This is a genomic window from Paenibacillus sp. 10L310, assembly GCF_056395745.1.
The window spans coordinates 40,671-55,067 of record NZ_JBFTKC010000021.1; the positions used below are offsets into that span (position 1 = coordinate 40,671).

Genomic DNA, 14,397 nt, shown 5'->3' on the forward strand with positions numbered 1-14,397 from the left:
CCCATATGAGAGCGCTATCGCTGCAGCACTAAGATAAACGGGAGGTTGCAGATATGAAATGGAATCACTTCAAGTCCAAGCTTCTGTTTAAGTACACCCTATCCTATATCTCCATTTTCCTTATCCCTCTTGTTATTTTAACCATCATTATTTATCACAACGCTGTGGACACGCTCCGTTCAGAGATTGAACAGACCAATGTCAATCAGCTCACTCAAGCCAAAACTGTCATTGATGATCGCATGAAAGAACTCCAAGACATCGCTTTTCGCATCGCCTACGATGAGCAGTTAACGCGGTATTGGACCCACCATCCGTACTATAGCCGGGAATCAATCGGCGCATTGGTCAAATACAAAGCCACCAGTTCCATTATCGATGAGTTATTCCTGTTCTTCCGTGAAGATGATAACATCTATTCTTCTCAAGGTTCTGAGAACCTGGATGTATTCACTGGCCGCTACAAATTTACTACGTGGAACAAAACAGACATGATCCGGGATTTGAATAACGTACAGTCCCCCACAATACGTCCAGCGGAGCAGGTCGTCCAAGGAACCAGAATACCCAATTCCATGCTGGCATACCTTGTACCGATTGCACCTAACAATACGCCCGCCCATGGAACCGTCATGTACTTGATACATGAGTCCAATCTGACGGGCTTAATTGATTCCATCCTCAGCGACTATCACGGGATGACTTATATTTTCGATAATTTCGGGCAAGTCCTGGCAGCCAATTACAAGGGAGAAATCATATCCGAACAGGAAGTTAACGCTCTGTTTGCTCTTGAATCCGGCACGCACAGCATCTCCTTAAATCAAGAACCACATTCGGTTGTATCCGTTAAATCGGATGCGGGTTGGACTTATGTAACCGCTATGCCCAGCAACCAATTTTTTAGCCGAATCGTTCATATCCGCACCTTTGTTGTTCTCGTTTTCTCCTTCATGGTGGTGATGGGCACATTCTTCGCCATTATGTTGGCCCGAAGACAGTACCATCCGATTTCAGACTTAATGGAGTTCATTCGGTTGAAGAATGATCCTGATCCATCCTCAACCACCAACGAGCTGGAATGGATCAAGAAAACACTGCATGATTATAGTCAGCGCGTAGATCTTCAGGAGCCCTATGCTCGCAATCATATTTTGCTCATGTTGCTGAAGCACGGTCACACCGGAGATTTCCCCTCTGAGTTTACGGATAAGCTTGGCATACGTTTTAACCGATCCCATTATTTTGTCATGATCATGGGTTGGGAAATGCATGCTTTTCCTAACGGTGATAACCCCGAGCAACTTACTGTCATGCAGCTGATGAACGATGTGGACCTGCCGGAGTTGTCTGCATATGCTTACGGCGTGGAGCTGCCACAGGCAGACCAATTGGCCCTTATCGTGGGATACGATGCCGAAATTGGGCATGAAGGTAGCCTGAATACCCGTATGGAGCCTATTGTTGAAAAACTGCAATGGATGGTGATTGAACACACCGGAGTTGCGCCCGCAATCGGGATAGGCAATCGGTACACTTATCCGAAACAGCTGAATCAGTCCTACATTGAAGCCTCGACCGCTCTGGAAGCATCGATGCTGCATGGACAGGGCAGCAGTACATACTTTAACGACCTTTCCGGTTCCGATGTACAGGATTCTTCCTTCTGGGTCCCTAAGGATGTGTTATTAAAGCTGGTTCAGAGCTTAAAACAAGGCAGCTATGATGTGGCGGTTCAGATGGTGTCAACTGCGTTGAATACCCTGAAATCCGAAATGCCATCTGTACCGCTGCTGCGTTGCATCTGCTTTGATATTCTGAATACAATGCTCAAAACCGCTTCGGAGCTTGGAATCCATCATGTGGTTGATCAACTTCCAAGGATCACTTCCTACGACTCGTTAGAGGATTTGGAGAAAAAACTGACAGGCCTTGCCGCCGAAATCTGCGCCCATGTCGAGGCGAAGAGTGAGACGGAAGAAAGCTCTCTTATGGATGAAATCGTGGCTTATATCGATGCCAATTTCTCTGATTATGATCTCAGTTTAGGTACGATTTCATCGAAATTCACGATCTCTTCATCCTATTTCAGTCGTTCATTTAAAGAAAAGATCGGCATGAACTTTACCCAATATATCTGGCAGAAACGGATGGATGAGGTCATTCGACTACTGCTTCATACTACCGATCCGTTAAAAGATATCATCACGCGTGTCGGTTACCTGGATACACCAAACTTCATCCGTAAATTCAAAAAAGAGACGGGTTATACCCCAGGGCAATACCGTAAAATGCACCGTCCCAACGGCTCCGCCGATTCCCCTGATGATGATGACGAGGAATGTATTGGATAAAGGGAGACATCGTCTAACATGTGCCTGATTCATTAGACCAAAATAACGCAAACAAGGGGCCGTCCTATACGTCATGAGCATGACGTATAGGACGGCCCCTTCGTATGTTTTTATTCCGTAGACATAATCTGATTCGTCGCGGCCAGCGACCTTATCCGATTTTCCCAGCCGAAATTTCCTTCAGCCCTTGATGCACTGCACTCAGCAAACGGTGAGTTGGATCACAGCCGTACTCCCAGAACATGATTCCGGCCAGACCTTGATCCTTTACGTAATCACATTTGCATTGGATCGATTCTTCATCGTCATACGATATGAAGCTGGACCCATTAAACAGAAACGGTGCACAGGCTTCTTCATCCCAATAACGAGTGTAACCATTCTTGTTAATGTACTTCGCTTCCAGCTCGGCAAATGATGGTCCATATCCGCCTGTACTCCCGGCCATTTGATGGAGTCCGCGGTTTCGGTCAGGAACCTCATTCCAGATCCGGGAATAGAACGCAGCTCCGATCACAATTTTCTCCTTCGGAACGCCTGCGCGAACAAACAGGTTCACGGAAGCATCCGTACTGATTCGAAACAGATCTCCTGTTGGCGTGTACAGATTCGTATGATGTCCGGTCAGGACTTGAAAACCGCCACGCATATCATAGGTCATCAACTGCACGTAGTCTAGGTACTGCTGCACCTCAGCCATCTCTGTACCATCAACGTAGTATTGATCAGCCCCTGCCGCAATGGTGAGCAGATAATGACGGCCATCCGCTTCTCCCTTGGTACTCAGTGCCTCCCGCATCGTCTTGAGAAGTAAGGTGAAATTCCGTTTATCATCTGGGCTGGATGCGATGCCAGCTTCACCGTAACAAGGATATTCCCAGTCCAGATCGATCCCGTCAAAAGGATATTCCTCCAATACTTGAATTGCCGATGCGGCCATGCTGTCCCTCCCCGCCTGGGTTGAGGCTGCTTCGGAAAAACCGCCTGCGCTCCATCCGCCTACAGACAGAAGCACTGTAAGATTTGGATGCTCCCGCTTGATGTTCTGGATAACATGACCGTTTTTTAGATGCTCGGTTGTTATTGCATCATTCTTGACATGTCCAAAGGCTACGTTCAGATGTGTTAACTTCAAGAGATCCTCATGTGTCATGTCGGGAAGAACTGAATCAACAGCATAACCCGCAGCGATATATTTCGTCACTCTCTTCACTCCGATCTGCTCAATGATTGAGATATCGCAGCAGCAATCTGCAAGGCTTCCTTCCCGGTACCAATCTTGTACCCGGAAGCCGAATAACGAACTTGATGCTGAGTATCCATCACGAACAGATGTGGATAACCTGCTTCATAAGCCGCAGGCTTCGAATTGAAGCCTGACAAGGAAGCATAACTGGAATCTCGTACAAAAACCGTGCGTACAGGCAGTTTTGGATAACCAACAGGGTCAAAAGAAGCGTTCCATTCCATATCTCCAATCATGAGTACGATTGGTATACCCAGCTTATCCAGCGGCTCTGCCAGCTCGCACAGTTCACGAATCAGATGTTTGGTCGGTTCCCGCTCCGGTTCAATCCAGGCAGCAATGGCACCCTCCGATCCCAGAAGTTCCTCCAGTTCTACCTCTGAACCATCCAGACGGGTCAGTATACTTCCTGGTGCCAGTTTACCCAGTACAGGAATCTCAACCTCAGTCTCGCGATAAGACAAGACAACCTCAGTGGTATCTCCAGCGTTCACGGTAAAGTAAACGAATCGTACTTTTGCCGTTCCATCGTTCAGCCTAACGCCTGTCGTTAAGCGATAAGCTCCTGCCTCAACCTCATATGGCTCACTATAGACATCCGTACTGCCATAAGGATAAATCAACGTCTTGTAGACGCCATCTTCCAGACGGGCAAACGAGAAATTTTCGAAATAAGATGCTTCAGGTGTATCCTGCGGAACTTTTATATCCCTATGAAGTTGGAGCATCCCCCAGCTTGTGCTCTCCTGAGTTAGAGGTGAGGTGAGACTAAACACTGCATCCTCCCAGCCTCTATCACTTAGATACTGTGGTTTCTGTGCGCTGGGATGTAATCGGGCCGGAATACCCAAACTGCGACATACAGCCACAAACAAAATATCCAGGGACTGAAAGTCTCCCTTCATTAGACTAAACGTCCCTATTGGATTCCCTTTGCCTTTTAGATTAGGAAGATCTTCATAGTGTTCATATTGCTGTTCCAGTATTCGGGCAAGTTGCGAGGGATTCTCCCTGAAAGTTGCCGCTTCATCTGCCGAAAAGGCATTCTGGAATACACCCCGATAAGGGACCAGCATCTCATAGGAGATCCGCGGACACAGGATGTATCTTACAAAAGTATCTTCCGCCCATGATCCTTGCTGCGAGAGCGCACCAATCAGATGATCATCCAGCGTCTGACGAAAGGTATCAATTAAATCTTTTTCATTCATCGACTCCAGCAACCGGAGCGGCCACTCATCGTATGGATTGGAACGTTCCTCCAGGAAAGCTGCAATCTCCCGGCTGTTCCCCCGTGCCTTGCGGAGAATATCCCATACACGTACCGAGGGCAGTCCAACCTTTTTAGCCAGCGAGACAGCTTCCTCCTCACTCAGGAACGTGTCCTCATACTCGCTCCGGGTCTGCGTACCTTCCTCCAGACGACGATTATGAATCTCAATCTTCTCTTCCGGTAATGCAACCACGACCTCTCCCTCCCTTTCCGGAGGAGGAACCATATCGAAATCTACACTCCCTGTTGGCTGCTCTGACGAGTCCAGCACAAGCTCTATAACCTTGTTTTCCTGAGCCTTGAATAGGATCTCACTCCACTTGCCGCCGCTGACCGCACGAATCAAAAGGTCACCACAGCCAGTCTTAAAGGTCGCTTCCCCTTGTGCTTCCGTCCTAATCTCGGCAATAGGATAGAATTCAGCCGTATTGTACAGCTCAAAGCGGACGCTAGCTCCGGGTACGGGCGCTCCCTGCTCATTTTTCACCTTCACATAGATGTTGCGTGTGGGCGTATAGTTCTCAAGTAAATTAATTTCCGTATATCCCTTTTCGGAGAGCGTAATATCCTCTGGTCCGGGATAGTCGGCATAGATCCTCGTATTAATCAGCATGGCCCTGCGGGCTGGCGGGCTGAACCACCCTTGGTTCAGACGGGCTTCAGGCTCGCATGCCCCGATGTAATACCATTGACCATCTGCCCAGGCTTCTACCCATGCATGATTGCTGTCACAGTGAGCCCAGCGCGGCGTGTAGACCTGGCGGGCTGGTATGCCGATGCTGCGAAGAGCGGCCACTGCCAGCGTGGATTCTTCGCCGCATCGACCACGAGCATTCCGGATCATCGTCAGCGGTGATATCGTGCGCAGATCGCTGCCAATATAGGTCGCTTTCTCATGACACCAGTAATTGGTCTCCAAAATGGCATCCGCCATGGATAACTTTGCTGTCCGCTCGGCTAATTCGTCATACATCAACCCGCGGTAATCTTCAATATTTTCTGTATTTATCCGATAAGGTAGCACAAAATGAAGGAACAGATGATCCGGAACGCGATCTCCCCAAGGCACACGTTTACGGGTGTCCAAAGCCCGGCGTACATGGCTCAAGAACAGGTCCCCGTTATAATCAGCCAGGTCGTTTACCGGCATATAGGCATATATATACTTCAATGCCCATGTCTCTTCTTGCGTTAGCTCCTGCTGAAAAATATGAAACAACTCCGATTTGCGGGCCTCTGCAAAACGTACCTTCTCCTGGAACTTCTGCTCGATCCTCTCCAATAACTGTGCATCAAGGGAAAATACCAAAGTTTGGCTGGTCATTGCGTTATCACTCCTTCCACAGCTTTCCGTCTTCCCGAATACAGATCAAGGCCGTTCCGTCCGAAGACGATGCAGTAATCTGGAACAGGCTGCGAGTCGTTTCAATAACAGGCTCACAGCTCAACGATTCCTCACCCAAAAGCAGCTTCACATCCTGTGTAAATTCACCATGGGTTTCATAATAATTACGTTCACGGTAGTAGAGCTTGCGAAGCTCCCATTTGATTCGTTCGTCTTCAGGCAACTCAAACGACTGATCCGTTCCGTCATCCGAGAATACAACATAACCCCATAACTCCGGGTAATGCATGTTGATAATACCCATAGGTGACCAAACCCAGTTGTCCTCCGGATAAGGTTTACCCGTATCTGGATTCAGCACCTTGCGGTACTCACCGTCCTGTACCTCGGTTTGCCACTCCACACGCGAGAAGTTGACACGCCAGAACTCACCCGGCTCAGGTGGACGGTTTCCTTCGGCACATTCCTTTAGACTGGCCCAGGGAATCGCGACTTCCACGCTCCATTTCCGGTTCTCTGCACCAGGTCTGTTTAGTTCCCCATCGATATATACGGCCGTCTTGAGACCACTGATGTCCCAACCGTTAACCGGAGGCCCACCATCCCGATAAGGCTTCACTAATAACAGGTCCCATACCGTATTGAGCGCATTGATCTCGAACTCATAATATTGATGGGAATCCCCGTCGGGATCAATAAAAATCTCGAAGTCATTGTCATAAAAAATAACGGAATCACGTTCAGTCAGGGTAGCCCAGATCTGATCTTCAATCAGCTCGGCAGCAAAATAGAAATAGTCGTCATCCCACAGCATTTTTACCCGTGTCTGTTTCTCTGGCTTCGGACGAAGATCCCCTTCGATATCAACGAAATCCTCCGTCCAATGAGCCGCATTCCAAAATGCCTTATCCACACGACCGTCTAACACCAATGGTTCCTGCGCACGCTTGCATATATAATGTTTGGGAGCATACTCAATCCTGGGTTCTGGTACTCCACTTCTGTTCATGTCACTCTCTCCAATTCGTAAGGGAGGGCATGCATCTACCAGCACACGCCCTCCCCGTAATGGTTAGTTATGGGTGACAACGGCTCCAGAGCCGCCGTACATTTCCAGCTCCTCATCGAATTCGAGCTTAAGAACGGTCACCTGTTCATGCGTGTCCTCCGGGGTCATCTTGATCCACGTTGTCCCCGGGATATTGAACCAAGGCACGCCCCCATGAATCTCATGATTCAGCTCTTTGCCCGAATGCAACACGGTAATTTTCTTGATCGGATTGCAGAGACCCTTGATGCACACATTCTCTTTTGGATCGTCATACACAAACAGGTACAGCGTCTTTCGATCCTCGGATACGGTGCTTCCCCCCAGATAATAGCGAGGCATAATGCCTTCACCCGTACCAAAGACGGCCTCTTCATGGGTTCGGATCCAAGCTCCCAGTCCAAGCAGAATATCCTCCTGCCTCTGATCGATGGTGCCATCTTCACGCGGACCGATATCCAGCAACATATTACCGCCCATCGAAATGCAGTCACAGAACATTCGAATGATCTGATTTAACGATTTGTATTTATGATCTGTTGGCACATAACCCCAAGATCTATTGATCGTGGTGCAGAATTCCCAGGGTCCCTCCGGTCTTGTGATCGGAATGCCTTGCTCAGGCGTTTTGTAATCCCCATAACCTTGAAGGCGGGAGTTGATGATGATATCCGGGTTAAAAGATTGCAGATAATGCTTGAACTCCGGCAGATTCCACTGCTCGGCACTCCGTTCCCAGTCCCCATCAAACCACAGCAGATCCACCTTTCCGTAATTTGTTAAAACCTCTTCCAGTTGATGGTTATTGAATTGCAGGAACTTCTGCCACTTTTCCTGATCTTGAACGCCGTCCACAGGACTTGAGTGCCGGTTGACACTGCTGAGATCCTCAGGCACTTTTCCACCTTCATACACGCTAGGATAATCCGGGTGTGACCAATCAATGAGTGAGTAATACATCCCCAGATGAATGCCCTTTTCCCGAATCGCTTCCGCATATTCCTTCACGATGTCCCGATTCGCTGGTGTCTGTTTGACAACATTGAGATCACTATATTGCGTATCCCATAGAGCAACGCCGTCATGATGCTTCGTTGTTAATACGGCATACCGGGCACCAGACTTCTCAATCAATTCCGCCCACTTCTCCGCATTGAATTCCGATGCCGTAAAACCATCCAACTGTTTCATATATTCTTCATAGGATATCCTGCCATTATAGAAGGACCAGGATTCCGCAACCCCGTCCACCGCATAGATGCCATAGTGGATGAATATCCCCAGTTTGGCTTCTTCAAACCATTTCTGCATAACGGTTCACACCTCCCGCGAGAATTCTTATATGCGAAAAATTTAATGCAGCTAACAATATTGAAGCTAACTGCTCTCTTTCTGCATGGGATGTACCTCGATAGGCTTTATTGCCCCGAATTCCAGCGGTCATATGCCCCCTGATACAGTTCGATGATACGGTCACTGCCCATTTTCTCCATCTGTGCAATGTACTTATCCCAGTTCTCAAGTGGTTCCTGGCTGGTCACAAACTTCGCTTCCATCTGTTTAACGTACGTATCCAAGTCAGACAATAGAGCGGTTGCTTCGCTTTGCTCTTCATTTGTCAAATAAACGTTAGGAAATGGTGCTTTTCCGATAGGTACCAACTTCTCTTGATTTTGCGTGTCAATCCACTCATCAAATTCGGTGCGAAGACCCTTCGCTACATCCGGATCATTAATACCCGGTGTCAAGATACCAAAGTTCGGCGTGATTTTACCCCGGTATTCCTCACGATCCCCGCCGCCAGGAACGGGGAGCCACTCTTTAACATGATTTTCCTTGTCTTTGAATTTCCACAGCACACCTTCCGGACCTTGATTGAACAGTGTCGCACCGTCATAACTGTATAAGTAATCGATCCATCGCATCGTCGCCTCGGGTGACGGGTTGCTGCTTGTAATAGCAAAGGTACCGCGAGCCGACATGCCCGGATGCTTGCCATATACTGGAGAGTCTGCCACCTCGCTCTTCACGGGTGTCATTAGCGGATGATCCGTGCTAGGTTCACCACCGAGTGTGAAGTATGGATGGTAATCGTTGAACAGTGCAAGTTTGTTGCTTTCACCTTTAGCTTTTTTCTGATCACCTGTTTGAGAGAAGGTCTCATGATCCAGCAAGTCTTCCTTCCACAAGCGGTTCATGAATATAAGATAACCTTTGTAACCTTCTTCTTGATAAGGATAGTGAACTTTACCGTCCTTATCGGAATAGATGCCTTCGTTGTACATTCCCCAGAAGCCGAAGAAAAACATGCGAAGATCATCAAGTTTTACAGAAGTAAGCGGAATTTCATCTTGCTGGCCATTGCCATTGGGATCTTCTTCTTTTACACGCTTGAGATACGTATACAATTCTTCCGTAGTCTTGGGCTCTTCTACGTTAAGTGCCTTCAAGAATTCCCCGTTATACCACATTGGGCCTCTATACCACACGGCCGCTTTATCAATGAATGGGAGTGCATACATATGCCCATCAGGTGTTGTAAATGATTTGCGGACATCCGGGTTCTCATCGAGAATCTTTTTGATATTTGGGGCGTAACCTTCGTCAATGTATTTTTCCAACGGGATCAGGATGCCCTGGCTGCCATAAGTCACCTGCTCGGCTGGCTTGAGGTCCGCAGCATAGAACATATCCGGCAAGTCTCCGCTCGCGAAAACCAGATTTTTCTTCGTTTCAAAGCTGTCGATTGGTGAGAGCTGGTACTCCAGCTTGATGCCCGACAGTTTCTCCATTTCTTGAAGCACAGGCATGGTGCTCCAATCGGCTACGCCCGCATCCTGGGACATGACCTTCAACGTTAGCGTTTTGTCTACAATGGGGAAACCTTCCTTTTTGACCCCCTCTACTTTGGAGGTCGTGCCTCCATCTTCATTGGTTGAACCACAAGCTGCAAGCAATGTTGCGAATAAGGTGAGACAGAGTGTAATGGATGAAGCCTTGCGAAGCTTTTTCATAACAACAACTCCCCTTGTTTAATGTGGTATATGGATTAAGATCATCCCTTAACGGAACCGATCATAACACCCTGTACAAAGTAACGCTGGAGGAATGGATACACCGCAATGACAGGTAGGGTGGCAACAATAATGACGGCATATTTAACCAGTGCAGCGATCTCCGCTTTGGTATTCATCGCCGTGGCTGAAGACGTATCGATAGCGCCTCCCCCTTGAGCCGCCATTTCTTGAAGCACCAGAATCTGGCGCAGAAAGAGCTGCAGCGGGTACTTGGAAGAATCATTCAGATAGATCATGGCACTAAAATAGCTGTTCCAGTGTCCGACTCCATAGAAGAGCGCCATCACTGCAATGATTGGCATCGAAAGCGGGAGCACAATCTTGATGAACAACCGGGTGTTGGTACACCCATCAATATGCGCCGCTTCCTGTAACTCCTTGGGAATGGTCGATTGGAAGAACGTCCGGCATACGATAATATTCCAGATGGATGCAGCCCCGGGCAGAATAAGTGCCCACATGCTGTTCACCATACCAAGATCCTTGACCAGCAGGTAACTTGGGACAAGCCCTCCGCCGAAGAACATCGTTACCATAAACATCGCCATGAAGAATCCACGTCCCACAAAGTCCGAGCGGCTGAGCGCATAGGCTGCCGGTAGTGTAACAATCAGGTTAACGATGGTGCCTACAACGGTATAGATAATCGTATTTTTGTACCCCATCCAGATGTTGGTGTTCTCAAACACCCGGGCGTAACCTTCAAACGTAATCCCTTTTGGCAGTAGCCACATCTCACCAGAGGCTACATATTTGGGATCACTGATTGAAGCACTGATGATGTATAACAGCGGATACAGCACAATGACGAGCGCTACCGTCAGATAGATGTAATTGCACAATAAGAACAATTTATCACTTCTGCTTTCTTTCACAGCGGATGACATGTGTATTCCCTCCTTTTACCACAGGCTGTTTTCACTGGTGCGGCGTGCAATCTGATTCACGGTAATAAGCAGAATCGCATTCACTACGGAGTTGAACAATCCCACCGCCGTAGAGAAACTGTACTGCGCATCAACCAGACCGGACCGATAGACAAATGTTGAGATGACATCGGACGAGCCCATGTTCAGCGGATTTTGCAGCAGCAGGATTTTCTCGAATCCGACGCCCAGAATACTGCCCATATTCAGAATTAACAAGATGGTGATCGTAGGGATGATCGCTGGAATGTTAATATGCAAAATCCGTTTGAAACGGCTCGCACCATCCACCACAGCCGCTTCATGCAGTTGCGGGTCCACACCCGATAGAGCGGCAAGGTATATAATGGTGCCCCAGCCTGCACTTTGCCAGACTCCTGATAGTACATACACTGTCTTGAACCACGCAGGGTCCGTCAGGAATTGAGGTGCCTGGAATCCAAGAGCCTGTACCAAATTGACAATCATGCCTGACGAGGGTGATAAAAAGGTAATGATCATCCCCGACATCACCACGACCGAAATGAAATGCGGTGCATACGTGACGGTCTGCACAGTACGCTTGAAGAAGGAATCCTTCACTTCATTGAACGCTAACGCCAGAATAATCGGCAGTGGAAAACCTATAGCCAGCTCATACAAGCTGATGCTAAGGGTATTCCATAGTAAATCCCAGAAATAATACGAATTGAAGAAACGGATGAAATGATCGAATCCGACCCATGGGCTTCCTGTGACACCAAGCGTTGGGATAAAGTTTTTAAATGCAATTTGTATGCCGTACATCGGACCATAATGGAATATCAGAAAGTATAAAAAGGCTGGCGCAATAAACAGATACAACTCCCAGTTCCGAATCGTCCTTCTCCATAATTTATTTTTCTTACTGCTCGGATTGGTGTATACCGATAAGTTTTGCGTCGAGGGAGACTCCCCATTTAGCTGCATCAGTTGTTTCCTCCTTTTCTAATGAAAATCCGGCCGTTTGTGAGGAAGAGCGAAGCACTCCTGTTTTAATATAAGAAGGAGTTCCGAACCGCGTCTCCATAACGAGCGGCTCTGTTCCCCCTCTTAATTGGTAACGCTTACATACTGAGTTTATGGATCATTTTCGAATCCGTAAATATGCCATTTCCATCTTCACTTCTAAAATCACGGAATATACTGTTACAACAGGGGTTTACACTTTTGTTGCCAGCTTGTCATTGTCATTTCGCGGGTATAAAACATGTAGAATTTGACCTATTTCCCTCCTGTAGTTGTCATTGAGAGTTTCATCACATGAACTTGAAAGATGTCAGATCCGAACTTAGGTTAGAAAACAGACCTTAAAGTCAAAACCCACATATACGCATGGGACATGGTATTGATGTCTACAGCCATCATACTGAATTCTAAGGTTTGCAGGTTTCAAGGTTTTACCGACGTGATGAAATGTAATATTATCTATCATACATCTCTCACAAACTACAAGCCTGTAATGGCTTGCCTTTATTCTATATTTCTCCTCCCTCTTTCGTATATATGTTGTTTTTATCTTTGCCTTCAGGATACATAAACGCTTATAAACACTAGTAATTTGGAGTCATATATGTAAATTTTGCACAAGGTGTGGAATCTGAAAACAGTAGATATTTCGGAAAAGACCATTAAAAAAAGCCATTCCGCTAACACGAACTGGCTTTACATCCTAAGTAGATATCCATTTCTTTATAAAAAAGCGACAGGATTAATTACACTAAATGTAATATAAATAATCATATGAAAACCTGTGTACAGTTTCAACTCAAATAAAAAACCACTCTCCATACATGTATGGAGAATGGTTTTGAAGATACACATCCGTTTTAACCATGTTCAGTTTGTAGGGTTTGCAGTGAATTTACTTACCAGAAGGTTGAGCTTCTGCTGTATACCCTGTTGGGATATCCGTTTCTGCAGTCACATTGGTGATAACCATCGGATACATCATGTCTGGATCAGGTTGAATAATGGAATAGAGCACGATAGCGCGTCCATCCTTCTCCAATTTCACATCATCAATCTTCAATCCATAACCAGGATGCGGCATTTCAGCACTGAGTTTAACTTTGGTTGTTTTGTCATCAACCTTTGTCGTTGTTACTTCAGGTACAATCGCTTGTTGGCCTTCACCTGGATTGGTTGGAGTTGGCTCTGCTGAGCCGCCATTGCCGTGTTTATCCACAAATTCAAGTGCATTAAAGATCATGCTTGCAGCCTCCATACGGGTAAGCGACTGATCTGGACGGAAGTTACCGTCCTTATCCAGTTCAATGATGTTCATGTTCAGCAGGTTCTGGACTGCAGATATGGCGTCCTTACCGATTTTATTTTCGTCCTTAACAAGATTATACTTCATGATGACCGGATAATTCCCGGTTGTGTTAATCCCTTCATTCAGCAAAATGACAAACAGTTCACGTGTCATCTTGCCCTGCGGGTTCACTTCAACCGGAATGGACAGTCCATTCTGAGTAGCGGCCTGCACCGCATCGGCATACCACGTATCCGGACTGATTTTATTCTGAGCGGATGCTTCCGCAAATTCATTTTTCAGACCAAATGCATTCACAATCAGTTGAACACCCTGTGGCTCGGACAATGCAAGATCTGGACGGAACAGATCCGCTGTTACTCCGCTAACAATACCTTTTGATTTCAATGAATCCACAATCGACTTCTGACCTTCATCCTTCACATCTGTGAAAGCAAATACCGATGCACCTCCTGCTGTCAAAGAAACGCAGAGCGCAAGTGTTGCAGCCAAACCTTTTTTATGTTTCATTTCCTGGCACCTCCATATGATTAGTAAAGCCTATTTTTTACCTCTTCATTCCTACAGACGGGGCATCCTTAGAAAATGTTTCAGTAATTTCGACATCTGGTGAATACAACACGAGAACACGGCATAGAACCCTTCTCCAACGCCGATAATCTAAATCACCTGCTTTTTGCTAAGTGGCTTCGTTGACATCCCATCGGATTAGCGCAAAAATAAGAATAGAGAAATCTATCGGATGACGGATAAACAACGAACTGGATCGCATACAGTAAGAGGGCACGACGCGCTAATAACAGGTGTCGGCCCTTTTCTTGACTCCACCTGC

9 protein-coding genes are annotated in these 14,397 nt (G+C 47.0%); 1 reads left to right on the top strand and 8 read right to left on the bottom strand.

From position 1 onward, the window contains the following. The first annotated feature begins 53 nt into the window (after positions 1-53). Positions 54-2,354: a helix-turn-helix domain-containing protein gene (locus AC1DE7_RS27520; protein WP_477535612.1), complete on the top strand. Its 2,301-nt coding sequence runs from the start codon at positions 54-56 to the stop codon at positions 2,352-2,354. Positions 2,355-2,505: 151 nt separating this feature from the next. Here the strand turns inward: AC1DE7_RS27520 and AC1DE7_RS27525 are convergent, their stop codons facing one another. The 8 genes from AC1DE7_RS27525 to AC1DE7_RS27560 all read right to left on the bottom strand — a co-directional run bounded on the left by AC1DE7_RS27525 (position 2,506) and on the right by AC1DE7_RS27560 (position 14,075). Next, positions 2,506-3,558: a glycoside hydrolase family 18 protein gene (locus tag AC1DE7_RS27525; protein ID WP_477535613.1), complete on the bottom strand. Its 1,053-nt coding sequence runs from the start codon at positions 3,556-3,558 to the stop codon at positions 2,506-2,508. Between the two features lie 5 nt (positions 3,559-3,563). Further along, positions 3,564-6,197 (bottom strand): transglutaminase-like domain-containing protein, encoded by a 2,634-nt coding sequence (locus AC1DE7_RS27530; RefSeq protein WP_477535614.1) that lies wholly within the window; start codon positions 6,195-6,197, stop codon positions 3,564-3,566. A gap of 7 nt (positions 6,198-6,204) precedes the next feature. Further along, positions 6,205-7,227 (bottom strand): carbohydrate-binding family 9-like protein, encoded by a 1,023-nt coding sequence (locus AC1DE7_RS27535; RefSeq protein ID WP_477535615.1) that lies wholly within the window; start codon positions 7,225-7,227, stop codon positions 6,205-6,207. Positions 7,228-7,290: 63 nt separating this feature from the next. Beyond that, positions 7,291-8,577 (bottom strand): alpha-L-fucosidase, encoded by a 1,287-nt coding sequence (locus AC1DE7_RS27540; protein ID WP_340983237.1) that lies wholly within the window; start codon positions 8,575-8,577, stop codon positions 7,291-7,293. A gap of 107 nt (positions 8,578-8,684) precedes the next feature. Beyond that, positions 8,685-10,280: an extracellular solute-binding protein gene (locus AC1DE7_RS27545; protein WP_477535616.1), complete on the bottom strand. Its 1,596-nt coding sequence runs from the start codon at positions 10,278-10,280 to the stop codon at positions 8,685-8,687. A gap of 41 nt (positions 10,281-10,321) precedes the next feature. Next, the gene (locus AC1DE7_RS27550) at positions 10,322-11,230 is read right to left on the bottom strand and encodes a carbohydrate ABC transporter permease (protein WP_253506155.1); all 909 of its coding nucleotides are present in this window, start codon (positions 11,228-11,230) and stop codon (positions 10,322-10,324) included. A 15-nt stretch (positions 11,231-11,245) separates the two neighbouring features. Then, entirely contained in the window at positions 11,246-12,217 is a 972-nt protein-coding gene (locus AC1DE7_RS27555; RefSeq protein WP_047841910.1) for an ABC transporter permease, read from the bottom strand. 934 nt (positions 12,218-13,151) lie between these two features. Beyond that, entirely contained in the window at positions 13,152-14,075 is a 924-nt protein-coding gene (locus tag AC1DE7_RS27560) for an S-layer homology domain-containing protein (protein ID WP_315371906.1), read from the bottom strand. Positions 14,076-14,397 lie beyond the last annotated feature (322 nt).

Excerpts from the sequence above, each read along its gene's own strand:
- AC1DE7_RS27520 (WP_477535612.1), top strand. The coding sequence starts at position 54 with ATGAAATGGAATCACTTCAAGTCCAAGCTTCTGTTTAAGTACACCCTA.
- AC1DE7_RS27530 (WP_477535614.1), bottom strand. The coding sequence starts at position 6,197 with ATGACCAGCCAAACTTTGGTATTTTCCCTTGATGCACAGTTATTGGAG.
- AC1DE7_RS27535 (WP_477535615.1), bottom strand. The coding sequence starts at position 7,227 with ATGAACAGAAGTGGAGTACCAGAACCCAGGATTGAGTATGCTCCCAAA.
- AC1DE7_RS27540 (WP_340983237.1), bottom strand. The coding sequence starts at position 8,577 with ATGCAGAAATGGTTTGAAGAAGCCAAACTGGGGATATTCATCCACTAT.
- AC1DE7_RS27545 (WP_477535616.1), bottom strand. The coding sequence starts at position 10,280 with ATGAAAAAGCTTCGCAAGGCTTCATCCATTACACTCTGTCTCACCTTA.
- AC1DE7_RS27550 (WP_253506155.1), bottom strand. The coding sequence starts at position 11,230 with ATGTCATCCGCTGTGAAAGAAAGCAGAAGTGATAAATTGTTCTTATTG.
- AC1DE7_RS27555 (WP_047841910.1), bottom strand. The coding sequence starts at position 12,217 with ATGCAGCTAAATGGGGAGTCTCCCTCGACGCAAAACTTATCGGTATAC.
- AC1DE7_RS27560 (WP_315371906.1), bottom strand. The coding sequence starts at position 14,075 with ATGAAACATAAAAAAGGTTTGGCTGCAACACTTGCGCTCTGCGTTTCT.